We start from the raw sequence: 22,613 nt of genomic DNA on the forward strand, positions 1-22,613 counted from the left end.
AGTTACTTCCTCAACAGCGCCAGCATCGTCGCCGCTGCCGTGAACTCCCGGTGACGCGCGGCAAGCCGCCGCTGCGCTTCCGCGTCCTCGCCCCACTGGCTGATGTTCCATTGTTCGTCCACGTGCGTAGCATTCCACGCTTCGTCCGCGCCAAGCGCGCCTTCTGCGAGTGCCAGCGCAATCAATGCCGAACCGGAAAGATTGGTCGCGCTTGCCGCCGCCGCGAGACCGAACGGTCGCGACAACGTCTCCGCAATTCTTCGCACGCCACCGAGCGCCTGCTCGCTCTGCTTCGCGTGCACGATACCGGCAGCAAGCACCAAACGCGCACCGAACGCCTGCTCCGCCCATCCAACGATGCGGTCCCATTGCTCCGCCTGCGCCGCGACCAGGCCTTCGGGTTCCTCCGCGCGGTAAAAAACCAGGTCGGTCCCGGCATATTGCACGATCTCGTCGATGACCGGCTGCGGCGCGAGGGCAATCGCGTCGATTGCGAGATTGGCGAGCCGCGTCAGCGGCAGTTTGACCGGATCGACCACATCCTCGATGGCAGCCCACTCCGCCGCGACCGCATCCGCGAGTTTCCTGTTCGGCAGCAACAGGGATTTTTTCGCAGGCGTTTTCGCCGGCCGCCCGTCCAACAGAATTGCGAAACCACCCGGCGCTTCGCCGGCAGCCGCTTCCTTATAGAAGCGCTTCGGTAACTGCGCGCGCATTGCAGCCTGCGCACGGCGCATCGGATTTTCTTCTTCGCTCATTCTTCCGGCGCTTCCACGATGGGATCGTAGGCCTTCGCGTCGAACGAGAGCAGGTTCCACGTCTGCTGCATGTGCGGCGGCAACGGCGCGGACACGTCGATCATGCCCTCGCCCTTCGGATGCGGAATAACGAGACGGCGCGCAAGCAGGTGCAGCCGGTTCTGCATGCCGCCCGGCAATTCCCAGTTCTCGATATCGAAATATTTCGGGTCGCCGACGATGGGATGACGGATATGCGCGGTATGCGCGCGAAGCTGGTGCGTGCGTCCGGTGACGGGCTTCAGCGAAATCCACGACACCTTCTGCGCCGCCTGCTCGATCACCGCGTAATACGTGACGGCGTGGCTGGCTTCGTCCTCGCCGTGTTTTGCAACGCGCATGAGTTCGCCGCCCTCGCCCGCGCCTTTCGCCAGATAGGTCGAGATGCGTCCCTGCCGCGGCTTTGGCACGCCGGCAACCAGCGCCCAGTAAATCTTCCGCGCGGAGCGCGAGCGGAATGTTTTTGCCAAGGTCGCGGCGGCGATCCGCGTTTTCGCAATCAGCAGAATGCCTGCCGTGTCCTTGTCGATACGATGCACCAGCCGCGGCTTCTGTCCGTCGCGGCCGCGCAACGCTTCCAGCATGCCGTCGATGTGGCGCGTGGTGCCGGAGCCGCCCTGCACCGCAAGACCGAACGGCTTGTTTAGCACCATCACTTCGCGATCTTCGTAGAGCGTGATGGACTTAATGAACGCTGCATCGGCCTTCGCGTCGCCCATTTTCGAGGGCGCTTTCGTGGGGGACTTCGCGTGAGCATCATCTGCACCGCTCTCGCCGCCCTCCTGCTTTCCATTCTTTTCCTTCGAGAGCGGCGGCACGCGCACCGCCATGCCCGGCTCAAGGCGCGTGCTGGTTTTCGCGCGCGCGCCGTCCACGCGCACTTGTCCGGTGCGGAGCAGTTTCTGCAAATGACCGAACGAAAGATCGGGGAAGTTCGCCTTGAACCAACGGTCCAGGCGCATCCCGTCTTCGCCGTCTTTTACCTTGCGTGTCTGAACCGGCATCGCGTTACGCCACGCTACGCACGAGCCACATAGCAGCGAACATCGCCGCGATGGAAAGCACGACCGATGCAATCACATAAACCGCGCCAAGAAATACCTCGCCGCGCTCGAACAGCAGTGCGAAGTCGAGCGAGAACGCCGAGAAGGTCGTAAACCCGCCGAGAATTCCGGTGACGAGAAAAAGACGCAGCGATTGCGTCGTCGCGCCGTCGCCGCGGAATGCAAACCAAGCGGCCAATGCGCCGATCAGGAACGAGCCGACGATGTTCACCGTGAACGTGCCCCACGGGAACGAGGTGCCGAACCACTGCGCCGACGCGACGTTCACGCCGTGACGTAGCCCGGAGCCGATGCCGCCGCCGAGAATGACAAGAAAGAGCGCATACATGCGGCTGTTCCAGCGAGGAATGGAGAAGCCCGGAACCTAGTCCGCCCTTGCAGCGTTAGCAACGCTGAACCCCACCCTACGAGCGGAGGACGAGCCATGCGGCGGCGATTTGCATTTCTTCTGGCGATCTCTGCCGGGTTCGCCGCCTCGGCGATGGCACAGCAGACTACCCCCGTTACGCCGCCCACGGCCCCGGCCGAAAACAAGCCCATGATTCGCGCGGAGCAGCAGGACCGGATTCGCGAACTGGTCCGCAACGCCAAGGTGGATCATGCGGCCAAGGTTCGCTTCGATCTTCGGCTCGGCGCGGAGGTCCCGCGCAACCTGCATTTCTATCCACTGCCGAAGGAAGTGGCCGAGGCGGTCCCCGAATTCAGCAACTACTTCTATGTGGTAGCGGAGGAGAAAATCGTGGTGATCGATCCGTTAAAGTATCGCATCGTCGCCATAATTCCGGCCTGACGAAAAACGCCGCAATCCGGAACCACTCTTTAACAACGTCGTTCTATGAGGTGGACGCCTCAGGCGGCAGGAACTCTCATGCGGCTTACCTTGCTCACTTTCACCGTGCTTGCCGTCTTCACCTTCGGCATGGGCGCCTCTATGGCGCAGCAGCCGAAGCAGATGGACCCCGGCACCATCAAGGTGAATCCGCCGCAGCAGCCGGTTTCGCCCCCGGTGCAGACGCAGCCCGCACCGATTCCGCAAACCAACACTTCCCAGAATCCGTACCGCAATAATCGCGGCTTCATGGAAACCCCGTTACCGCCGCAGAAGCGCTAGCTACTTCTTCTCCGCGCGCAGCTTCGCCCAGTAGTCGAGCCGCTTTTTTACTTCGCGCTCGAACCCGCGCTCGACCGGCTGATAAAACTCCTGCCGTCCGAGTTTCTCCGGGAAATAGTCCTGCCCGGAGAAAGCGCCCTCCGCGTCGTGGTCGTATTCGTAACCGGACGAATAGCCCTCTTCTTCCATCAGCTTCGTCGGCGCATTCAGGATGTGCTTGGGTGGCATCAGCGACCCCGCCTCTTTCGCGACTTTCACCGCGCGCTTGTAGGCGACATAGGCGGCGTTCGATTTAGGCGCGGTCGCGACATAGATCACGGCCTGCGCCAGCGCGAGTTCGCCTTCCGGCGTGCCGAGGAAGTCGTAGGCATCTTTCGCCGCATTGGTGATGACCAGCGCATTCGGATCGGCCATGCCGATATCTTCCACCGCCATGCGCACCACGCGCCGCGCGATATAGAGCGGATTCTCGCCCGCATCCAGCATCCGCGCGAGATAATAGAGCGCGGCGTCGGCGTCGGAGCCGCGCACGCTCTTATGCAACGCGGAGATCAGGTTGTAGTGGCCGTCCTGCGACTTGTCGTAGATCGGCGCGCGGCGCTGCACGATCTCCTGCAACTGCGCGGAATTGAACACTTCGCCTTTGCGCGCGGCGCGCCATACTTCCTCGCTCAGCGTCAGCACGGCGCGGCCATCGCCATCGGCCATGCGCGCGAGCGTAAGGCGCGCTTCCTCGTCCAACGGGAGTTTTTTCCCTTCCGCCTCCTCAGCGCGTGAAAGCAGGCGCAACAACGCTTCTTCGTCCAGCGACTTGAATACCAGTACCCGTGCGCGGGAAAGCAGCGCGGCGTTCAGTTCGAAAGAAGGATTTTCCGTTGTCGCCCCGACCAGCGTGACGGTGCCGTCTTCCATGACAGGCAGAAACGAATCCTGTTGCGCGCGGTTGAAGCGATGGATTTCGTCGACGAACAACAACGTGCCCGTGCCGGTTTCGCGCCGCGCACGCGCCGCGTCGAACACTTTCTTCAGGTCCGCGACGCCGGAGAACACCGCCGACACCTGTTCGAAATGCAAATCAGTTTCGTTGGCGAGCAGCCGCGCGACTGTGGTCTTGCCGGTCCCCGGCGGTCCCCAGAAGATCAATGAGCCGAGCGAGCGCGCTTCCAGCATCCGCGTCAGTGCACCGTCCGCGCCGGTTAGCTGTTCCTGCCCCACCACTTCGGAGAGCTTTGCCGGACGCAACTTGTCGGCCAGCGGACGCGGTGCATCGTCCGCGAAGCCGGCGGCTGCGAACAGGTTGTCTGCGGTTTGCGGGCGCTTCGCCATGTCACCGAAAATGGGCTTTGGCGCGCGCCCGCGCAACCCCGCCTAGTTGCGGAGCATGATCTGCCGCTGCTGGCCGTTCCGCGACAACGTCACGCGCCATTCACGGGTATTCTGCCGCGACGCGCGGTCTAGGTCGCGCGTGGTCTCGATTCTCGCGCCGTTGACATTGATGATGATGTCGCCGGAACGGAAGCCAAGCCGTTGCGCGGTCGAGTTGTTCAGCACCTCGATCACCACGACGCCTTGTGCGTCCGCATCGGTACGAAGCTGCATCGCGAGTTCGGGCGTGAAGTTGGAAATGCGCACGCCTTCAAATGGCGACGGCACCTGGATCTCGACCTCGTCTGCCATCTTTTCCGGCGCCGCTTCGAGATTGAGCGTGACGTTGATGGCCCGTCCGCCGCGTTCCACGCTGAGCTGCGCGGTCTGCCCGATCGGGCGGAGCGCGAGGCGGTAGTTCACCGCATTCGGATCGTCCACGTTCTGCCCGTCGACCGCGACGATCACATCGCCCGCGCGCAGACCTGCGCGCGCTGCCGGGCTTTCCGGCACCACGCTCGCGACCAGCGCGCCCGCAGGCCGCTTGAGACGCATTGCCTGCGCGATCTCGGCGGTGACCTGCTGCAATTGCGCGCCGAAGAACGGACGCCGCACCGTCATGTTGCCGGCCTGCGCGGAAGCGAGCACCACACGCACCATGTTCGACGGGATGGCGAAGCCGATGCCGTGCGAACCGCCGGAGCGCGAGAAGATCGCGGTATTGATACCAACCAGCCTGCCCTGAATGTCGACGAGCGCGCCGCCGGAATTGCCGGGATTGATAGCGGCGTCGGTCTGGATGAAGAACTGATAATCGGCGACGCCGACGCGGGTGCGCGAAGTGGCGGAGATGATGCCCTGCGTCACCGTTTGGCCGACGCCGAACGGATCGCCGATTGCCAGCACCAGATCGCCGACTTCGATGTCGTCGGAATTGACGAACTCGATCGGAACAAACTTTTCTTTCGCATCGCGGATACGCAGCACGGCGAGATCGGTGCGCGGATCGCGCAGCACGACATCGGCCTCGAATTCGCGCCGGTCGGAAAGCGCGAGCCTCACGTCGTCCGCGCCGTCGATGACATGGAAGTTGGTGATCACCAGCCCGTCTTCGGAAATGATGACGCCGGAGCCGAGCGAACGCTGCACCCGCTCCTGCGGCATGCCCCGCGGCATGCCCTCGAAGAAGCGGCGGAAGAATTCGTCGTTCATGAGCGGGTTGTTCACCCGCGTGCGCTTCAGCGCATAAACGTTCACGACCGAGGGCTTCGCCTTTTTCACCGTGCCGGAAAAGCTGAACGCCAATTCCTGGCGGCTTTTCGGTGCGGGCTGGGCGTTTGCGCCGGACAGCGAGAGAGAGACGGCGAGCGCAGCGAACGCAAACAGTCGAAACATTGGAGACCCCGATACGAAAAACCGCCCGGCGGCGGCAGAGGGTCAGGTTATATCACGCCGCTTTTCGCGCACCATCGCCCGCACCCCCGCCTCTCGCGAGCGTGATGGGCGTTACATCCGCGCCTGCCAGCCGTCCGGGACCGTTACGGTGCGCTGCGCAAGATCGATGATGATACGCGGCGGATAGCCGGTGCGCGGCGCGCCCGTGATCGGCTCCACCACGCGGGCGCCGAGGGCGCGTGGTGTCGGCACGTTCACGCCGAGAACGCCTACCGTCTGGTCTCGGGTGCGGACGGTGGTGACCTCTGCCGAAACCGGGGCGAAGGCATTTGCGACGCAGGCCAGCCGCAGCGGCTCGTCCCCCTTGGGAACGCCGAGCGCCGCATTCGCGACCGAGACGCGGCCGACATGGGTATTTCCGAGATAGATGTCGCACTCGGTCGTGGGCTGGGCGAAAACGAAGGTAACGAGGTCGTCGCGCTCGATGTTGAACGTCGTGCAGCCCGCGCAAGTCAGCGCGAAGGCAAAAACCGCAGACCTAACCCAACGCTGAAACACACAGTCCCCCGGCCGGCATCGCTCCCCGCGGCCATACTATGGGCAATCGGGGCGAAAACGGGGAACGGCTACGCCTAAAAGGTTAAGACCCCGGCCGTTGAAGCCGGGGTCTTTTCCGTTACGGCAGCGTATCCGCGCTTACGCGCTGCGCTGCTTCGAGACCACGCCCCAGAGGGCCAGCAGGATGACGGCACCGACGGTTGCGCCGATGAAGCCTGCACCCTGCCCTGCGCTGTACCAGCCGAGAGCCTGTCCAAGCCAGGTCGCGACGAATGCGCCGACAATGCCGAGGATCGTGGTCAGCACGAAGCCCTTCGGCTCGTTATCGCCCGGCATGATGAACTTCGCGAGGATGCCCGCGACGAAGCCGATGACGATGGTCCAGAGGATTCCCATTATGCTCTTCCTTCCGCTTCAGCCTGCGGCACCTTTCCATCCGGCGTGTACTTGTCGACGGCCGCGGGCAGTTCGCGGCAGAGGCGCGAGAGCAACTCTTCGCGGCTGAGACCGGTCTGCTGGGTCAGCGTTTCGAGCACGTCGGGACCGAGCGCCTGTTCGAGCTGCGCCGGCGAGCACGACTTGTTGTCGCCCGTCTTCACCCACGAGTCGGCGGTTTCGCCCTGTCCCGCATTCTTGAAGCGGTCCAGCAATTCGCCGAGGCCGCCGCCGAGGATGCTGCCGGACGAAGTACCCTTGGTGTCTACGCCAAGCTTTTCGAGGAGACCGCCGAGCGGCCCTTTGCCGTCAGGACCGGGCGTATTCAGCTTGCCCAGAACTTCCGAGATCTTGTCCCGGTTCTGATAGCCCGCGATGGCCAGCATCGCGAGCAAGGCCGTCATGGAAGGTAGTCCGCGCTTCATATGAATTTCTCCCGTACCGCAGCTTCTGAACCACTTCCCCTGCGGAAAGTTCCACCTAAGCCTACAGGACCATATTTCAATACGGCAGGAAAAATAAAACCCCGGCGCGATGGCCGGGGTTTTGAATTCATCGAGTAGCAGAACCGTTACGCGGGAACGTTCTGCGGCTCTTCCTTCGGCTGGGTCTTCAGCCACTCGGAGTGGCGGGCGAGATCGGCCTTGCCCTTGGCGCTCTCGTCGCGGTCCACGAATTCGATCACCGCGACCGGCGCCATGTCGCCGTGGCGGTAGCCGGCCTTGATGATGCGCAGATACCCGCCGTTGCGCTCCCTGTAGCGCGGCGCGATGGTCTCGAACAGTTTCTTCACCGCGTCGCGGTCGCGCATTTCGGAGATGGCCTGACGGCGCGCGTGCAGGCTGCCCTTCTTGCCGAGCGTGACCAGCTTCTCGACGATCGGACGGATGTCCTTCGCTTTGGGAAGCGTGGTGACGATCTGCTCATGGGTGATGAGCGAGGCCGCCATGTTGGCGAGCATCGCCTTCCGGTGTTCCGGGCGGCGGTTGAAGCGGCGGTGTGCCTTGCCGTGACGCATGTTCTTTTCCTCCGAAGCGCTTTTTGCGCCTCAGTAATGGTCCTCGAAACGCTTCGCGAGTTCTTCGATGTTCTCCGGCGGCCAGCCCTGCACTTCCATGCCGAGATGGAGGCCCATCGTCGCGAGCACTTCCTTGATTTCGTTCAGCGACTTGCGGCCGAAGTTCGGGGTGCGGAGCATTTCCGCTTCCGACTTCTGGATCAGGTCGCCGATGTAGACGATGTTGTCGTTCTTCAAACAGTTCGCCGAGCGAACCGAAAGTTCGAGTTCGTCCACCTTCTTGAGCATGGCGGGCGGGAACGGCAGTTCCTGCATCGGCGCGGCTTCGACTTCGCGGCGCGGCTCTTCGAAGTTGACGAAGATGTTGAGCTGGTCTTGCAGGATGCGCGCCGAGTAAGCGAGCGCGTCTTCCGGCGAGATCGAACCGTTGGTCTCGATCGTCATGGTCAGCTTGTCGTAGTCGAGGATCTGGCCCTCGCGGGTGTTCTCGACGCGGTACGAAACCTTGCGCACCGGCGAATAGAGGCTGTCCACCGGGATCAGGCCGATCGGACTATCTTCCGTGCGGTTGCGGTCGGAAGCGACGTAACCCTTGCCGGTGTTGACCGTGAACTCCATGCGGATTTCCGCGCCCTCGTCGAGGGTGCAGAGCGGCAGATCGGGGTTCAGCACCTGCACGTCGCCGACGGTCTGGATGTCGCCGGCGGTAACGACGCCGGGACCGGTCTTCTTCACGACCATACGCTTCGGGCCTTCGCCCTGCATCTTGATCGCGATGTCCTTGATGTTGAGGACGACGTCGGTGACGTCTTCGCGCACGCCGGGGATCGAGGAGAACTCGTGCAGCACGCCGTCGATCTGCACCGAGGTCACGGCCGCGCCCTGCAAAGAGGAGAGAAGAATCCGGCGCAGTGCGTTGCCGAGTGTCAGGCCGAAACCGCGCTCCAGCGGTTCCGCGACCACGGTCGCGAAGCGCTTCGGATCGGTGCCGCCCTGCACATTGAGCTTCTCGGGCTTGATCAGCTCTTGCCAGTTCTTCTGGATCACGGTCGTCATTCTTCGTGTCCTCTCGCCGCAAGGCCGCCGCCCTGCATAGGCCGCGCTAACCAGCGCGAAACAATCTCAACCGGCCGGAGCCGGAGCGAATACAAAATCAGACGCGCCGGCGCTTGCGCGGACGGCAACCGTTATGCGGAATCGGCGTCACGTCGCGGATCGACGTAACGGTGAAGCCCGCGGCCTGCAGCGCACGAAGCGCCGACTCGCGGCCCGAACCGGGGCCGGAAACTTCCACTTCGAGGGTGCGCATGCCGTGTTCGGATGCCTTGCGCGCGGCGTCTTCCGCCGCGACCTGCGCCGCATACGGGGTCGATTTGCGCGAACCCTTGAAACCCATCGTGCCCGACGACGACCAGGCAATCGTGTTGCCCTGCACGTCGGTGATGGTGATCATCGTGTTGTTGAACGAAGCCGCGACATGCGCGACGCCGGCCGCGATGTTCTTGCGCTCGCGCTTGCGGACGACTTTCTGCTCTTTCGCCATATCGAACCTGTTTCTCTATGTCTGTCGCGCTTAGCGCGTGGCCATCTTCTTGCCGGCAATCGCCTTCGCCGGGCCTTTGCGCGTGCGCGCATTCGTGTGGGTGCGCTGACCGTGAACCGGCAGACCCTTGCGGTGACGCAGGCCGCGATAGCAGCCGAGGTCCATCAGACGCTTGATGTTGAGCGTGACTTCACGGCGCAGATCGCCTTCCACGACATAGTCGCGGTCGATCATTTCGCGGATCTGCAGCACTTCCTGGTCGGTAAGCTGGTTGACGCGGCGGTCGGCCGGAATCTTCAGCTCGTCCACGATCTTCTTCGCGCGGAGCTGGCCGATGCCATGAATATACTGAAGCGCGATGACGACGCGCTTGCCGGTCGGGATGTTCACGCCTGCGATACGGGCCAAGGTCTTAGTCTCCAATAAGCGGGCGACATGGCCCGGCGTGGTGATCAGTACGGCAAAAATCGACGCCCAACCCGCCCGCGAAGGGGGCTCGGCATCGCTTCGGTTTTACCGACTGATGGCGGGTATGTAAGGAGATCGTCATAGCGAGTCAACCGGACAAAACCGCCTTCTAATTCAATGACTTGCGGGCCGTCAGGCCCTGGTCGATGGCGGCTTCCACCGCGGGAATCGCAGCCATGCCGTCCACTTCCAGCAGCGTGCCCTGCTTGCCGTAATAGGCGGACAGCGGCGCGGTCTGGGCGCGGTAGGCGTCGAGGCGCTTTTTCAGCGCTTCGGGATTGTCGTCGGCGCGGATGGTCTCGCCCCGCGCGGTCATTTCCGCGATGCGGGTCTCGATGCGCTTGAGCAATGCGCCTTCGTCCACCTTGAGTTCGACCACGGCATCCAGCTTGATGCCCTTCCCCGCGAGCAGCTTGTCGAGCGCTTCGGCCTGACCGACCGTGCGCGGGAAGCCGTCGAGGATGAAACCCTTCTGCACGTCCGCTTCCTTGAGGCGGTCGTCGATAATCGCGATCACGACCTCGTCCGGAACGAGGTCGCCACGCGCCATGATGTCCTTCGCTTTCAGACCTACCGGCGTACCAGCCTTCACCGCCGCGCGCAGCATGTCGCCGGTGGACAGGCGGGTAATGCCGTGCCGCTCGATCAGCCGGTCGCCTTGCGTGCCTTTTCCGGCACCCGGCGGTCCAAGCAAGACAAGTCTCATCGCCGCGCCCCGCGCAGCTTCGACTTCTTGATCAGGCCTTCGTACTGGTGCGCGAGCAGATAGCCCTGCACCTGCGAAACCGTGTCCATCGTCACCGAGACCACGATCAGGAGCGAGGTGCCGCCGAAGTAGAACGGCACCGCCCAGTACGCGACCATGAGTTCGGGCAGCAGACAGACGATCGAGAGATAAGCAGCGCCGACGACTGTGATGCGCGTCAGCACGTAGTCGATGTATTTCGCGGTGTTCTCGCCCGGACGGATGCCCGGAATGAAGCCGCCGTGCTTCTTCAGGTTGTCCGCGGTCTCGACCGGATTGAACACGATCGCGGTATAGAAGAACGCGAAGAACACGATCAGCAGCACGTAGATCGTCATGTAGGTCGGACGGCCGTGCGCGAGCAGCGTGGTCATGTAGTTCAGCCATTCCGGGCCGGAGCCCTGACTGAACTGCGCAACCGTGGTCGGCACCAGCAACAGCGACGACGCGAAAATCGGCGGGATCACACCCGACGAGTTCAGCTTCAGCGGCAGGTGCGAGCTTTGGCCCTCGAACATGCGGTTGCCGATCTGGCGCTTCGGATACTGGATCAGGAGACGGCGCTGTGCGCGCTCCATGAACACGATGAAGTAGATCGCGGCGACCGCAATCAGAATGATGCCGATGATGACTACGGTGGAAATACCGCCGGTCCGGCCGAGTTCGAGCAGACCTGCCAGCGCGCCCGGCAATTCCGCAACGATACCGGCGAAGATGATCAGCGAGATGCCGTTACCGATGCCGCGCGCGGTGATCTGTTCGCCGAGCCACATCAGGAACACGGTGCCGCCGGTGAGCGTGATCACCGTCGAGAGCCGGAAGAACCAGCCCGGATTCGACACGATGCCGCCCTGCCCGCCTTCAAGACCGACCGCGATGCCGTAGGCCTGCAAGGCTGCGAGCAGCACGGTGAGATAGCGCGTGTACTGGTTGATGACCTTGCGGCCCTGCTCGCCTTCCTTCTTCAAGGCTTCGAGCGTCGGCGAAACGGTGGTCAGCAGTTGCAGAATGATCGACGCCGAGATGTACGGCATGATGTTGAGCGCGAAGATCGCCATGCGCTCGACTGCGCCGCCGGAAAACATGTTGAACAGGCCGAGGATGCCGCCGCGCGCCTGATTGAAGGCGTTCGCGAACGCGACCGGATCGATACCCGGCATCGGGATGAAGGTGCCGAGACGATAGACCAGCAGCGCACCCAGCGTGAACCAGATGCGCTTCTTCAGATCGTCCGCTTTCGCGAGCGCGCTGAAGTTCAGATTTGCCGCGAGTTGTTCGGCTGCCGACGCCATGTTCGCTCCGATCCGCCCCGACTGTTTCCCTTAAAGAAAGTACGGCCCAAGTTTACTTGGCCGATTCCTTCTTCGGCTTCTTCTGCATCTTGCCGGGTTTCTCCCGGTCGGCCTTTTTCACGACAAGCTGCTTCACCGAGCCGCCCGCCTTCTCCACCGCGGCAATCGCCGACTTCGACGCGCCCGCGACTTCGAACGAGAGCTTCGTCTTCAGTTCGCCGGCACCGAGCAGACGCACGCCGTTGCCGGCGCGGCGCAGCACGCCCGCCTTCGCGAGCGAGTCCGCGGTGACAGTGTCGCCAGCCTTGATGTGACCCGCGTCCACCGCCTTCTGGATGCGGCCGAGGTTCACTTCGTTGTATTCGATGGCGAAGATGTTGTTGAAGCCGCGCTTCGGCAGACGGCGATGCAGCGGCATCTGACCGCCTTCGCGGCCCTTGATGCGAACGCCGGTACGCGCCTTCTGACCCTTCACGCCGCGGCCGCCGGTCTTGCCCTTGCCGGAGCCGATACCGCGGCCGATGCGCATGCGGTTCTTGCGCGAGCCTTCGTTGTCCGCGATCTGGTTGAGTTTCATCGCCTCATCCTCACTTGTCTTCGACGATCCGCACCATGTGCGCGACCTTCGCGACCATGCCGCGCACGGCCGGCGTATCCACCAGCTCGCGCCGCTTGCCGCGCTTGTTCAGGCCAAGGCCAATCAGCGTTTCCTGCTGCTTGGCCTCGCGGCGGATCGGGCTGCCGAACTGTTCGACGGTGATCTTCTTACCGGCCATGACCCTCTCCTCTTACGCTTCCGCCGCTTCGGCGTCGGTGCCCTGACGGCGCGATTGCAAGGTCGAGACCTTGATGCCGCGGCGCGCCGCGACCGAGCGCGGGCTGTCCTGGTTCTTCAACGCATCGAACGTCGCGCGAACCATGTTGTACGGATTCGACGAGCCGAACGACTTGGCGACGACATCCTGCACGCCGACGGTTTCGAACACCGCGCGCATCGGGCCGCCGGCGATGATGCCGGTACCGGCCGGAGCCGCGCGCAGCACGACCTTGCCGGCGCCGTGATGGCCGTTGACGTCGTGATGCAACGTGCGGCCGTCGCGCAGGTTAACGCGGATCAGCGAACGCTTGGCGGCATCGGTCGCCTTGCGGATCGCTTCCGGCACTTCGCGCGCCTTGCCGTGGCCGAAGCCGACGCGGCCTTTCTGGTCGCCGACAACGACGAGCGCTGCGAAGCCGAAGCGCTTACCGCCCTTCACGACCTTCGCAACACGGTTGATGTGGACCAGCTTGTCGACCAGGCCGTCGCGCTCCTCGCGGTCGCGATCGCGATCCTTGCCCCGGCCTCGTTTCTCTTCTCTTTCGCGTGCCATGATGCTGTCCTTAGAAACTCAATCCGCCTTCACGCGCCGCGTCGGCGAGTGCCTTGACGCGGCCGTGAAAGCGATAGGCGCCGCGGTCGAAGATGACTTCCTTCACGCCTTTCGCTTTCGCGCGTTCGGCGATCAGGCTGCCGACCGCTTTCGCGGCCTCGACATTCGCGCCCGACTTCAATTTGCCGCGCATGTCCTTTTCCAGCGACGAAGCGGAAGCGAGCGTCGCTCCCTTCGCGTCGTCGATGACCTGCGCATAGATGTTCATGCCTGAGCGGTGAACCGACAGGCGCGGACGGCCGTAAGCCGACGCTTTCAGCGAGCGGCGCACGCTTGCGGTGCGGCGCTTTGCGCGAGTGCGATCCTTGACCGATGCCATCGTCGTTCCCCGTTACTTCTTCTTGCCTTCCTTGCGGAAGATGAATTCATCGGCGTACTTCACGCCCTTGCCCTTGTAAGGCTCCGGCGGACGGTACGAGCGGATCTCGGCGGCAACCTGACCGACCTTCTGTTTGTCGATGCCGGTGATCACGATTTCGGTCGGCTTCGGCGTCGCAACCGTGATTCCATCCGGAACCTTGTAGGTCACGTCGTGGCTGTAGCCGAGCGAAAGGCTCAGGTTCTTGCCGGCCATCGCCGCGCGGTAGCCGACGCCGTTGATTTCGAGCTTGCGCTCGAAACCCTTGGTGACGCCGGTCACGATGTTGTTCACCAGCGCGCGATAGAGACCCCAGGACGCCTGGTCCTGCTTCTCCTCGCCCTTCTTCTCGAAGGTGATCTGGTTCTTGTCGAGCTTCGGCGCAACGTTGTCGTTGAGCACGACCGAAAGCTCGCCCTTCGGACCCTTTACCTTCACGGTCTGGCCGGTGACGGTAGCGGTCACGCCGGACGGAATGGCGACGGGGCGTTTTCCGATCTTGGACATGGTTCCCGTTCCTTCCTCAGAACACCGTGCAGAGAATTTCGCCGCCGACGTTCTGTTCGCGGGCGTTGTGGTCAGCCATCACGCCCTTCGGCGTGGACAGGATCGCAATGCCGAGGCCGTTGTTGACGCGCGGCAGCGCATCGACCGACGCGTAAACGCGACGGCCCGGCTTGGAGACGCGCGCGATCTCGCGGATCGCAGGCCCGCCTTCGGCGTATTTCAGTTCGACGTCGAACTCGGTCCGGCCATTGCCGAACTCGGTAGTCGAGTAGCCGCGGATGTAGCCTTCGTCCTTGAGCACGTCGAGAACGCGCGCACGGAACGAGGAACCGGGCGTGGAAACGCGGTCGCGCTTGCGCATCTGCGCGTTGCGGATGCGGGTCAGCATATCGCCGAGCGGATCGTGCAATGCCATGTTCGATCCCTCCCCTTACCAGCTCGACTTCACGAGGCCCGGAATCAGGCCCTTGGAGCCGTATTCACGGAGCGCGAGACGCGACATCTTCAGCTTGCGATAGGTCGCGCGCGGACGGCCGGTCACGGCGCAGCGGTTGCGCACGCGCTCCTTGGCCGAGTTGCGCGGCAATTGCGCGAGCTTCAACACCGCGTTGAAACGGTCTTCGATGGACACTTTCTTGTCCATGACGATCGCCTTCAGCTTCGCGCGCTTGGCGGCCGTGTTCTTGGCCATCTTGCGCCGGCGCTCGTTCTTCTCGATTGAACTCTTCTTCGCCATTTCTGCTCCTAGTCTCCGCGTTTGAAGCGATGCTTCACTGCCGGAAGGGAAAGTTCAGAGCCGCGAGCAAAGCGCGCGCCTCGTCGTCGGTTTTCGCCGTCGTGCAGACGATGATGTCCATGCCCCAGACCGACTCCGTCTTGTCGTAGTCGATTTCCGGGAAAATGATGTGTTCCTTGATGCCGATCGTGTAGTTGCCGCGGCCGTCGAAGCTCTTCGGGTTGAGGCCGCGGAAGTCGCGGACGCGCGGCAGCGCAACCGTGACCAGACGATCGACGAATTCGTACATGCGGTCGCCGCGCAGCGTGACCTTCGTGCCGATGCCGATGTTCTCGCGAAGCTTGAAGTTCGCGATCGCCTTGCGGGCCTTCGTGATGATGGCCTTCTGGCCGGCAATCGCGGTCAGGTCGTTGGCGGCTGCGGTGACCTTCTTCTGGTCCGACGCACCCTCGCCCACGCCCATGTTCAGCACGACCTTGTCGAGCCGCGGCACGGCGAACGGATTCGAATAACCGAACTGCTCGACGAGTTTCGAGCGGATGGTCTTCTCGAACTGCGTCTTCAGACGCGGTGTGTAATCTTTCTCAGCCATCGATCTGCTCTCCCGAGCGGCGTGCCACGCGCACCTTGCGCCCGTCATTCAAAACCTTGAATCCGATCCGCGTCGCTTTCTTGCTGTCCTTCGGATCGGCCAGCGCGATGTTCGACAGGTGGATCGGCGATTCCTTGTTCACGATGCCGCCTTCGGTCTTCGCCGACTGGCGCTGGTGACGGCGCACCATGTTGATGCCGCGAACCAGCGCACGGCTTTCCGAGACCTGTACTTCGATCACTTCGCCCGACTTGCCCTTGTCGCGGCCGGTCAGGACGATGACCTTGTCGCCTTTTCTGATCTTCGCGGCCATTACAGCACCTCCGGCGCGAGCGAGATGATCTTCATGTGGTTCTTGGCGCGGAGTTCGCGCGGCACGGGTCCGAAGATACGGGTGCCGACCGGCTCCATCTGGTTGTTGATCAGCACGGCCGCGTTGCGGTCGAAGCGGATCACCGAACCATCGGCGCGGCGCAGATCCTTGCGGATACGCACGACCACCGCCTTCATCACGTCGCCCTTCTTCACGCGGCCGCGCGGGATCGCTTCCTTGATCGAAACGACGATGACGTCGCCGACAGTCGCGTATTTGCGCTTCGAGCCGCCGAGAACCTTGATGCACATGACGCGGCGCGCGCCGGAATTATCCGCGACGTCCAGGTTCGTTTGCATCTGAATCATAAGGCACCTTTATTCCGTTCTTCTCGCCGGGATTCCGGCTACGCGTCCCTATTGGGCCGCGCGGGGTTTCAACCGGCTTTCTCGTCGAGGACGATCCAGCGCTTCAGCTTGGAGATCGGACGATGTTCCGTGATCCGGACCGTGTCGCCGACCTTGAACTTGTTGGCTTCGTCGTGCGCGTGGAACTTCTTGGAACGGCGCACGGTCTTCTTGAGCAACGGATGGGTGTAGCGGCGCTCGACCTGGACGATGATCGTCTTGTCCTGCTTGTCGCTGACCACGGTGCCCTGCAATACGCGCTTCGGCATTTTACTTGCCCTTCTTCGCGCCGGCGGCGCGTTTCTCGTTGGCAACGGTCGAAAGGCGCGCGATGTCGCGGCGCACCTGCCGCACGCGGCCGGTATTCTCCAACTGCCCCGTCGCTTTCTGGAAGCGAAGGTTGAACTGCTCCTTCTTCAGCTCAGCGATCTTGTCGGTGAGCTGGTCGGGAGTGAGCTGACGAACGTCTTCGACTTTCATCTTCAAATCTCCCGTTACTGAATGCGCGCGACGAAGCGCGTCTTGATGGGAAGCTTGGCGGCGGCAAGGCGCAGCGCTTCGCGCGCGGTCGCTTCGTCGACACCGTCGAGTTCGAACATGATGCGGCCCGGCTTGATGCGCGCCGCCCAGAATTCCGGCTGACCCTTGCCCTTGCCCATGCGGACTTCGGTCGGCTTCTTCGAAATCGGAATATCCGGGAATACGTTGATCCACACGCGGCCGGCGCGTTTCATGTGGCGCGTCATGGCGCGGCGCGCGGCTTCGATCTGGCGCGCGGTGACGCGCTCCGGCTCGAGCGCCTTCAGGCCGTATTCGCCGAACGAAAGCAGCGTACCGCCCTTCGCGGTGCCGCGGATGCGGCCCTTGAACTGCTTGCGGAATTTGGTGCGCTTGGGTTGCAGCATGGTGGTTACTCTTTATTCCTTGCCTTACGCGGCCTGATCGCCGCGGCGGCTGGTGCGGTTGTCGCCGTCCGCCAGTTTCTTGTCCTGCGCCATCGGATCGTGTTCGAGGATTTCGCCCTTGAAGATCCAGACCTTCACGCCGCAGGTGCCGTAGGTGGTGAACGCGGTGCCGGTGCCGTAATCGACGTCGGCGCGCAGCGTATGCAGCGGCACGCGGCCTTCGCGGTACCACTCCATGCGCGCGATTTCGTTGCCGCCGAGACGGCCGGAGCAGTTGATGCGGATGCCTTCGGCGCCGAGGCGCATCGCGGACTGCACCGCGCGCTTCATGGCGCGGCGGAACGCAACGCGGCGCTCAAGCTGCTGCGCGATCGAGTCGGCGACCAGATGCGCGTCGATTTCCGGCTTGCGGATTTCGAGGATGTTGATGATGACTTCCGAGTCCGTCATCTTCGAAATCTGCTTGCGCAGCTTGTCGATGTCGGCGCCCTTCTTGCCGATCACGACGCCCGGACGGCCGGAGTGGATCGTCACGCGGCACTTCTTGTGCGGGCGCTCGATCACGATCTTCGCGACCGCGGCCTGCTTGAGCTGCTTCATGAGGAAATCGCGGATCTTGATGTCCTCGTGCAGGAGCTTGCCGTATTCGTTCTTGCGAGCGAACCAGCGCGAGTCCCAGGTGCGATTGATGCCGAGCCGGAGGCCGGTCGGATTAACTTTCTGTCCCATCAGGCGCTCGCTTTCGCTTCTGCTTTGGGTTTCGATTTCTTCTTCGGAGCATGTTCCTCGACCTCGCGCACGACGATCGTGATGTTCGAGAACGGCTTTTCGATACCAGACGAACGGCCGCGGCCGCGCGGGGTGAACCGCTGCATCACCAGCGCCTTGCCGGTGTAGGCCTCGGCGACGACGAGATCGTCGACATCGAGCTGGTGGTTGTTTTCCGCGTTCGCGATCGCGCTATCGAGGCACTTGATCACGTCCTTCGCGATGCGCTTCTTCGAGAACTGCAGGTCGGCGCGCGCGGTCGCGACCTTCTTGCCGCGGATCAGGCCCGCGACGAGGTCGAGCTTGCGCTGGCCGATGCGCAGGTTGCGCGCAACCGCCTTGGCCTCGTTGTCTTTCAGCGCTCGTTTGTTTGCTGGCTTGCCCATGACTGTTCCCGATTAAGCCTTCTTGGCTTTCTTGTCGGCGGCGGTGTGGCCCGTGAACGTGCGGGTCGGCGAGAACTCGCCGAACTTGTGCCCCACCATCTCTTCCGAGACGTAGACCGGAACGTGCTTCTGGCCGTTGTAGACGCCGAAGGTCAGGCCGACGAACTGCGGCAGGATCGTCGAGCGGCGGCTCCAGATCTTGATCACTTCCGAGCGGCCGGAACCGCGCGCGGCATCTGCCTTCTTGAGCAGATACCCGTCGACGAAAGGACCTTTCCAAACTGAACGGCTCATCGTTTAGGCCTTCTTCTTCCGCGCGTGGCGGTTCGCAATGATGAACTTGTTGGTGCGCTTGTTCTTGCGGGTCTTCTTGCCCTTGGTCGGGAAGCCCCACGGCGACACCGGATGGCGGCCGCCCGAAGTGCGGCCTTCGCCGCCGCCGTGCGGGTGGTCGACCGGGTTCATCGCGACGCCGCGGTTGCCCGGCTTCTTGCCCTTCCAGATGTTGCGGCCGGCCTTGCCGATCGCGGTGTTCATGTGATCGGGGTTCGACACCGCGCCGACGGTCGCGAAGCAGCGGCCGTGGATCAGGCGCTGCTCGCCCGAATGCAGGCGAACGATGCAGTAACCCTGGTCGCGGCCCACGATCTGCGCGTAGGTGCCGGCGGAACGGGCGATCTGGCCGCCCTTCCCGATCTTGGTCTCGATGTTATGGACGATGGTGCCGACCGGCATGTTCTCCAGCGGCATCGCATTGCCCGGCTTCACGTCCACATCTTCACCGGCGACGAGCTTGTCGCCGGGATTCACGCGCTGCGGCGCGAGGATGTAGGCGAGCGTGCCGTTGTCGTACTTCAGCAGCGCCAGGTACGCCGTACGGTTCGGATCGTATTCGATCCGTTCGACAGTGCCGACGATGTCGCGCGTGACACGCTTGAAATCGACCGTGCGCAGCGAACGCTTGTGACCGCCGCCGCGGAAGCGGACGGTGATGCGGCCGTTGTTGTTGCGCGCACCCGTGTTCATCTTGCCGGTGGTCAGGCTCTTTTCCGGCTTACCTTTGTGCAGGCCGGTGCGATCGACGCTGACGTACTGCCGGAGACCGGGAGTGACGGGTTTATATGTTCTGAGTGCCATGACTTCTTATCCTCAGAGGCCCGTGGTGACGTCGATGGTGCTGCCCGCTTCGAGCGTCACGATCGCTTTCTTCACGTCGCCCTGAAAACCGCGCACGCCGCGGAACCGCTTGGCCTTGCCCTTGCGAATGGTGGTGTTGACGCTCGTCACCTTCACCTCGAACAGCTTCTCGACCGCGTTCTTGATCTCGGTCTTGGTCGCGTCGAGGCGAACCTTGAACACAACCTTGTTGTGCTCGGAGGCCGCGGTCGCCTTTTCGGTCACGACCGGCGACAGGATCACGTCGTAATGGCGCGTTTCCTTGCTCATTTGAATCGCGCCTCCAGCGCATCGAGGGCGGCCTTGGTCAGCACCAGCTTCTGGCGGCGCATGATGTCGTAGACGTTGATGCCCTGAACCGGCAGCACGTCGACCTCGCGCAGGTTGCGCGCGGCAAGGCCGAAGTTCTTCTCGATCTCCGCGCCGCCGATGACGAGCGCATTCGAGAAACCGAGATCGGCGAAGTTCTTCGCCAGCGTCTTGGTCTTCGGTTCTTTCAGCGTCGCTTCCGAGAGCACGACGATCGCGGACTCTTTCGCCTTCGCCGAAAGCGCATGCTTCAGCGCGAGCTGACGCAGCTTCTTCGGCAGTTCGGTTTCATGCGAACGCACGACCGGACCGAAGGCGCGGCCGCCGCCACGGAACTGCGGCACGCGGGCCGAGCCGTGACGGGCATTACCGGTGCCCTTCTGGCCGTACATCTTCTTGCCCGTGCGCCAGATTTCCGCACGGTTCTTTACTTTATGCGTACCGGCGCGGCGCTTGTTGAGCTGCCAGTTGACGACACGATGCAGCAGGTCGGCGCGCACTTCGAGACCGAAGATCGCGTCGTCCAGCTTGACCGACTCGCCTTTCTTGCCGTCGAGCGAAACGATGGAGAGTTCCATTATGCGCCCTCCTTCGCTTCAGTTGCTTCCGGAGCGGGAGCGGCGTCAGCGGCAGGCGCTTCTTCCTTCTTTGCTTCCGGCTTCTTGTTGGCTTCATCGGCAAGGCGGAACTTGCCCGGCTTCGGCGCATCCTTCGGGAGCGCCTTCTTCACGGCGTCGCGCACCATGATCCAGCCGCCCTTCGCGCCCGGAACGGCACCTTCGACGAGCAGGAGGCCCTTCTCGACATCGGTGCGCACGACTTTCAGGTTCAGCGTGGTGACGGTTTCGTCGCCCATGTGACCCGGCATCTTCTTGTTCTTGAAGGTCTTGCCCGGATCCTGACGGCCGCCGGTCGAACCGATCGAGCGGTGCGAGATCGACACGCCGTGCGAGGCGCGCAGGCCGCCGAAGTTCCAGCGCTTCATGCCGCCGGCGAAACCCTTACCGATCGTGGTGCCGGTGACGTCGACGAACTGGCCTTCCACGAAGTGGTCCGCGGTGATTTCCGCGCCGACCGGGATCAGGCTGTCGGCGGGCACGCGGAATTCCACGAGCTTGCGCTTCGGCTCGATCTTCGAGACGGCGAAGTGGCCGCGCATGGCCTTCGAGACGCGCGTGGTGCGGCGCGTGCCGGCACCAAGCTGGAGCGCGACATAGCCGTTCTTTTCCATCGTGCGATGGGCAACGACCTGGCAGTTTTCGAGTTTCAGCACCGTGACCGGGACATGCTCGCCCGCGTTGGTAAAGACGCGGGTCATGCCGATCTTCTGTGCGATTACGCCGGAGCGCATTGTACTTTCCTCGTTCGCTTATCGCTTAGAGCTTGATCTCGACATCGACGCCCGCAGCCAGGTCGAGCTTCATCAGCGCGTCCACGGTCTGCGGCGTCGGGTCGACGATGTCCAAAAGGCGCTTGTGAGTGCGCATTTCGAACTGCTCGCGGCTCTTTTTGTCGATGTGGGGCGAGCGGTTGACGGTGAACTTCTCGATCCGCGTCGGCAGCGGAATGGGCCCGCGTACTTGCGCGCCCGTACGCTTGGCGGTCGCCACGATTTCCCGCGTCGAAGTATCGAGAATTCGGTGGTCGAACGCCTTGAGGCGGATTCGGATATTCTGGCCGTTCATCGCATTAGCTCCACGGGTGTCCCGCGTTTTGGGTTACTTTTATTTCCGGTAGTCGCGGATCACTCGATGATCTTGGCCACGACGCCCGCACCGACGGTACGGCCGCCTTCGCGGATGGCGAAGCGGAGCTTTTCTTCCATCGCGATCGGCACGATCAGCTGCACTTCCATCGAGACGTTATCGCCCGGCATCACCATCTCGGTGCCCGAAGGCAGCGTGACGATGCCCGTCACGTCCGTCGTGCGGAAGTAGAACTGCGGACGGTAGTTCGTGAAGAAAGGCGTGTGACGGCCGCCCTCTTCCTTGGTCAGGATGTAGGCCTCAGCCGTGAACTTCGTGTGCGGCTTCACCGAACCCGGCTTGCACAGCACCTGACCGCGCTCGATTTCCTCGCGCTTGGTGCCACGGAGCAGAATGCCGACGTTGTCGCCAGCCTGACCCTGATCCAGCAGCTTGCGGAACATCTCGACGCCCGTGACGGTCGTCTTCTGCGTGTCGCGGATGCCGACGATCTCGACTTCCTCGCCAACCTTGATGATGCCGCGCTCGACGCGGCCGGTCGCGACCGTGCCGCGGCCCGAGATCGAGAACACGTCTTCCACCGGCATCAGGAACGCGCCGTCCACCGGACGGTCCGGCTGCGGGATCGAGGCGTCCACCGCTTCCATCAGCTTCAGGATCGCGTCGTGGCCCTGTTCCTTGTTCTTGTCTTCCAGCGCCATCAGCGCCGAGCCGCGGATGATCGGGATCTTGTCGCCGGGGAAGTTGTACTTCGACAGCAACTCGCGGACTTCCAGCTCGACGAGGTCGAGCAGTTCCGGATCGTCCACCATGTCGACCTTGTTCATGAACACCACGATCGCCGGAACGCCGACCTGACGCGCCAGCAGGATGTGCTCGCGGGTCTGCGGCATCGGACCGTCGGCGGCCGATACGACGAGGATCGCGCCGTCCATCTGCGCAGCACCCGTGATCATGTTCTTCACGTAGTCCGCGTGGCCGGGGCAATCGACGTGCGCATAGTGGCGGTTCTTGGTCTCGTATTCGACGTGCGCCGTCGAAATCGTAATACCGCGCGCCTTCTCTTCCGGCGCCTTGTCGATCTGGTCATAGGCCGTGAACTGCGCACCGCCCGTCTCGGCAAGCACCTTCGTGATCGCAGCCGTCAAAGACGTCTTGCCATGGTCAACGTGACCAATCGTGCCAATGTTGCAATGCGGTTTCGTGCGTTCGAATTTTTCCTTGGCCAT

At 63.0% G+C, this 22,613-nt stretch carries 38 protein-coding genes; 2 read left to right on the plus strand and 36 right to left on the minus strand.

Features of this window, described 5'->3' with window-relative positions; genetic code table 11:
• Window positions 1-2: 2 nt before the first annotated feature.
• From KF794_08670 to crcB, 3 genes are read right to left on the minus strand one after another with little or no spacing between them, the layout of a single operon-like run.
• On the minus strand, window positions 3-758 hold the full coding sequence (locus KF794_08670) for an ATPase (GenBank protein QYK43879.1): 756 nt from the start codon (window positions 756-758) through the stop codon (window positions 3-5).
• Window positions 755-1,801 carry an RluA family pseudouridine synthase gene (locus KF794_08675; GenBank protein QYK43880.1) on the minus strand — a complete coding sequence of 349 codons (1,047 nt, stop codon included), beginning with the start codon at window positions 1,799-1,801 and terminating at the stop codon, window positions 755-757. Before KF794_08675 ends, KF794_08670 begins: the two co-directional genes overlap by 4 nt.
• A 4-nt stretch (window positions 1,802-1,805) precedes the next feature.
• Complete coding sequence (gene crcB, locus KF794_08680) at window positions 1,806-2,189, minus strand: fluoride efflux transporter CrcB (protein ID QYK43881.1); 384 nt, start codon at window positions 2,187-2,189, stop codon at window positions 1,806-1,808.
• A 96-nt stretch (window positions 2,190-2,285) separates the two neighbouring features.
• Between crcB and KF794_08685 the strand changes: the two genes are divergently transcribed.
• Both KF794_08685 and KF794_08690 read left to right on the plus strand, forming a co-directional pair.
• Window positions 2,286-2,651, plus strand: coding sequence for a DUF1236 domain-containing protein (locus KF794_08685; GenBank protein QYK43882.1), 366 nt, complete (start codon window positions 2,286-2,288; stop codon window positions 2,649-2,651).
• Window positions 2,652-2,729: 78 nt separating this feature from the next.
• Window positions 2,730-2,972: a hypothetical protein gene (locus KF794_08690; GenBank protein ID QYK43883.1), complete on the plus strand. Its 243-nt coding sequence runs from the start codon at window positions 2,730-2,732 to the stop codon at window positions 2,970-2,972.
• On the opposite strand, the gene KF794_08695 is transcribed toward KF794_08690, so the two are convergent.
• The 33 genes from KF794_08695 to tuf all read right to left on the minus strand — a co-directional run bounded on the left by KF794_08695 (window position 2,973) and on the right by tuf (window position 22,613).
• The gene (locus KF794_08695; protein ID QYK43884.1) at window positions 2,973-4,298 is read right to left on the minus strand and encodes a replication-associated recombination protein A; all 1,326 of its coding nucleotides are present in this window, start codon (window positions 4,296-4,298) and stop codon (window positions 2,973-2,975) included. It abuts the gene before it with no gap.
• Between the two features lie 42 nt (window positions 4,299-4,340).
• Window positions 4,341-5,732: a Do family serine endopeptidase gene (locus tag KF794_08700; GenBank protein QYK43885.1), complete on the minus strand. Its 1,392-nt coding sequence runs from the start codon at window positions 5,730-5,732 to the stop codon at window positions 4,341-4,343.
• 111 nt (window positions 5,733-5,843) lie between these two features.
• Window positions 5,844-6,290, minus strand: a complete 447-nt coding sequence (locus KF794_08705; GenBank protein ID QYK43886.1) for a hypothetical protein — start codon at window positions 6,288-6,290, stop codon at window positions 5,844-5,846.
• Window positions 6,291-6,428: 138 nt separating this feature from the next.
• Window positions 6,429-6,686, minus strand: a complete 258-nt coding sequence (locus KF794_08710) for a GlsB/YeaQ/YmgE family stress response membrane protein (protein ID QYK43887.1) — start codon at window positions 6,684-6,686, stop codon at window positions 6,429-6,431.
• Window positions 6,686-7,150 carry a YidB family protein gene (locus KF794_08715; GenBank protein ID QYK43888.1) on the minus strand — a complete coding sequence of 155 codons (465 nt, stop codon included), beginning with the start codon at window positions 7,148-7,150 and terminating at the stop codon, window positions 6,686-6,688. The genes KF794_08710 and KF794_08715 overlap by 1 nt, the downstream gene beginning before the upstream one ends.
• A 146-nt stretch (window positions 7,151-7,296) precedes the next feature.
• Window positions 7,297-7,743: a 50S ribosomal protein L17 gene (rplQ, locus tag KF794_08720; protein ID QYK43889.1), complete on the minus strand. Its 447-nt coding sequence runs from the start codon at window positions 7,741-7,743 to the stop codon at window positions 7,297-7,299.
• A gap of 30 nt (window positions 7,744-7,773) precedes the next feature.
• A complete protein-coding gene (locus KF794_08725) occupies window positions 7,774-8,799 on the minus strand; it encodes a DNA-directed RNA polymerase subunit alpha (GenBank protein ID QYK43890.1) in 1,026 nt (341 codons plus the stop codon).
• 97 nt (window positions 8,800-8,896) lie between these two features.
• Complete coding sequence (gene rpsK, locus KF794_08730; protein ID QYK43891.1) at window positions 8,897-9,286, minus strand: 30S ribosomal protein S11; 390 nt, start codon at window positions 9,284-9,286, stop codon at window positions 8,897-8,899.
• A gap of 30 nt (window positions 9,287-9,316) precedes the next feature.
• Window positions 9,317-9,694 carry a 30S ribosomal protein S13 gene (gene rpsM, locus KF794_08735; GenBank protein ID QYK43892.1) on the minus strand — a complete coding sequence of 126 codons (378 nt, stop codon included), beginning with the start codon at window positions 9,692-9,694 and terminating at the stop codon, window positions 9,317-9,319.
• A gap of 169 nt (window positions 9,695-9,863) precedes the next feature.
• Window positions 9,864-10,460, minus strand: a complete 597-nt coding sequence (locus KF794_08740; GenBank protein ID QYK43893.1) for an adenylate kinase — start codon at window positions 10,458-10,460, stop codon at window positions 9,864-9,866.
• Window positions 10,457-11,791 carry a preprotein translocase subunit SecY gene (gene secY, locus KF794_08745; GenBank protein QYK43894.1) on the minus strand — a complete coding sequence of 445 codons (1,335 nt, stop codon included), beginning with the start codon at window positions 11,789-11,791 and terminating at the stop codon, window positions 10,457-10,459. Before secY ends, KF794_08740 begins: the two co-directional genes overlap by 4 nt.
• A gap of 52 nt (window positions 11,792-11,843) precedes the next feature.
• A complete protein-coding gene (rplO, locus tag KF794_08750) occupies window positions 11,844-12,368 on the minus strand; it encodes a 50S ribosomal protein L15 (protein ID QYK43895.1) in 525 nt (174 codons plus the stop codon).
• Between the two features lie 10 nt (window positions 12,369-12,378).
• Entirely contained in the window at window positions 12,379-12,567 is a 189-nt protein-coding gene (gene rpmD, locus KF794_08755; protein QYK43896.1) for a 50S ribosomal protein L30, read from the minus strand.
• Window positions 12,568-12,579: 12 nt separating this feature from the next.
• The gene (rpsE, locus tag KF794_08760; GenBank protein ID QYK43897.1) at window positions 12,580-13,161 is read right to left on the minus strand and encodes a 30S ribosomal protein S5; all 582 of its coding nucleotides are present in this window, start codon (window positions 13,159-13,161) and stop codon (window positions 12,580-12,582) included.
• A 10-nt stretch (window positions 13,162-13,171) separates the two neighbouring features.
• The gene (gene rplR / locus KF794_08765; GenBank protein ID QYK43898.1) at window positions 13,172-13,540 is read right to left on the minus strand and encodes a 50S ribosomal protein L18; all 369 of its coding nucleotides are present in this window, start codon (window positions 13,538-13,540) and stop codon (window positions 13,172-13,174) included.
• A 12-nt stretch (window positions 13,541-13,552) separates the two neighbouring features.
• Entirely contained in the window at window positions 13,553-14,086 is a 534-nt protein-coding gene (rplF, locus tag KF794_08770; GenBank protein QYK43899.1) for a 50S ribosomal protein L6, read from the minus strand.
• A gap of 16 nt (window positions 14,087-14,102) precedes the next feature.
• Window positions 14,103-14,501 (minus strand): 30S ribosomal protein S8, encoded by a 399-nt coding sequence (gene rpsH / locus KF794_08775; GenBank protein ID QYK43900.1) that lies wholly within the window; start codon window positions 14,499-14,501, stop codon window positions 14,103-14,105.
• 15 nt (window positions 14,502-14,516) lie between these two features.
• Complete coding sequence (gene rpsN, locus KF794_08780) at window positions 14,517-14,822, minus strand: 30S ribosomal protein S14 (GenBank protein QYK43901.1); 306 nt, start codon at window positions 14,820-14,822, stop codon at window positions 14,517-14,519.
• A 34-nt stretch (window positions 14,823-14,856) separates the two neighbouring features.
• The gene (rplE, locus tag KF794_08785; GenBank protein QYK43902.1) at window positions 14,857-15,414 is read right to left on the minus strand and encodes a 50S ribosomal protein L5; all 558 of its coding nucleotides are present in this window, start codon (window positions 15,412-15,414) and stop codon (window positions 14,857-14,859) included.
• Window positions 15,407-15,727, minus strand: coding sequence for a 50S ribosomal protein L24 (gene rplX / locus KF794_08790; protein QYK43903.1), 321 nt, complete (start codon window positions 15,725-15,727; stop codon window positions 15,407-15,409). Before rplX ends, rplE begins: the two co-directional genes overlap by 8 nt.
• Window positions 15,727-16,095, minus strand: coding sequence for a 50S ribosomal protein L14 (gene rplN, locus KF794_08795; GenBank protein QYK43904.1), 369 nt, complete (start codon window positions 16,093-16,095; stop codon window positions 15,727-15,729). The genes rplX and rplN overlap by 1 nt, the downstream gene beginning before the upstream one ends.
• Window positions 16,096-16,163: 68 nt before the next feature.
• Entirely contained in the window at window positions 16,164-16,403 is a 240-nt protein-coding gene (gene rpsQ, locus KF794_08800; protein QYK43905.1) for a 30S ribosomal protein S17, read from the minus strand.
• A gap of 1 nt (window position 16,404) precedes the next feature.
• Window positions 16,405-16,614, minus strand: coding sequence for a 50S ribosomal protein L29 (rpmC, locus tag KF794_08805; GenBank protein ID QYK43906.1), 210 nt, complete (start codon window positions 16,612-16,614; stop codon window positions 16,405-16,407).
• Between the two features lie 14 nt (window positions 16,615-16,628).
• Window positions 16,629-17,039 (minus strand): 50S ribosomal protein L16, encoded by a 411-nt coding sequence (rplP, locus tag KF794_08810; protein ID QYK43907.1) that lies wholly within the window; start codon window positions 17,037-17,039, stop codon window positions 16,629-16,631.
• 24 nt (window positions 17,040-17,063) lie between these two features.
• Window positions 17,064-17,768, minus strand: coding sequence for a 30S ribosomal protein S3 (rpsC, locus tag KF794_08815; protein QYK43908.1), 705 nt, complete (start codon window positions 17,766-17,768; stop codon window positions 17,064-17,066).
• The gene (rplV, locus tag KF794_08820; GenBank protein QYK43909.1) at window positions 17,768-18,193 is read right to left on the minus strand and encodes a 50S ribosomal protein L22; all 426 of its coding nucleotides are present in this window, start codon (window positions 18,191-18,193) and stop codon (window positions 17,768-17,770) included. Before rplV ends, rpsC begins: the two co-directional genes overlap by 1 nt.
• A 12-nt stretch (window positions 18,194-18,205) precedes the next feature.
• Window positions 18,206-18,487, minus strand: coding sequence for a 30S ribosomal protein S19 (gene rpsS, locus KF794_08825; protein ID QYK43910.1), 282 nt, complete (start codon window positions 18,485-18,487; stop codon window positions 18,206-18,208).
• Window positions 18,488-18,490: 3 nt separating this feature from the next.
• Window positions 18,491-19,330 carry a 50S ribosomal protein L2 gene (rplB, locus tag KF794_08830; GenBank protein QYK43911.1) on the minus strand — a complete coding sequence of 280 codons (840 nt, stop codon included), beginning with the start codon at window positions 19,328-19,330 and terminating at the stop codon, window positions 18,491-18,493.
• A 12-nt stretch (window positions 19,331-19,342) separates the two neighbouring features.
• On the minus strand, window positions 19,343-19,639 hold the full coding sequence (locus KF794_08835) for a 50S ribosomal protein L23 (GenBank protein QYK43912.1): 297 nt from the start codon (window positions 19,637-19,639) through the stop codon (window positions 19,343-19,345).
• Window positions 19,636-20,256, minus strand: a complete 621-nt coding sequence (gene rplD, locus KF794_08840) for a 50S ribosomal protein L4 (protein QYK43913.1) — start codon at window positions 20,254-20,256, stop codon at window positions 19,636-19,638. Before rplD ends, KF794_08835 begins: the two co-directional genes overlap by 4 nt.
• Complete coding sequence (rplC, locus tag KF794_08845) at window positions 20,256-21,029, minus strand: 50S ribosomal protein L3 (protein QYK43914.1); 774 nt, start codon at window positions 21,027-21,029, stop codon at window positions 20,256-20,258. The genes rplD and rplC overlap by 1 nt, the downstream gene beginning before the upstream one ends.
• Window positions 21,030-21,054: 25 nt before the next feature.
• Window positions 21,055-21,363 carry a 30S ribosomal protein S10 gene (gene rpsJ, locus KF794_08850; GenBank protein QYK43915.1) on the minus strand — a complete coding sequence of 103 codons (309 nt, stop codon included), beginning with the start codon at window positions 21,361-21,363 and terminating at the stop codon, window positions 21,055-21,057.
• Between the two features lie 59 nt (window positions 21,364-21,422).
• On the minus strand, window positions 21,423-22,613 hold the full coding sequence (gene tuf / locus KF794_08855) for an elongation factor Tu (protein ID QYK43916.1): 1,191 nt from the start codon (window positions 22,611-22,613) through the stop codon (window positions 21,423-21,425).

Source organism: Xanthobacteraceae bacterium (genome assembly GCA_019454205.1).
Taxonomy (GTDB): domain Bacteria; phylum Pseudomonadota; class Alphaproteobacteria; order Rhizobiales; family Xanthobacteraceae.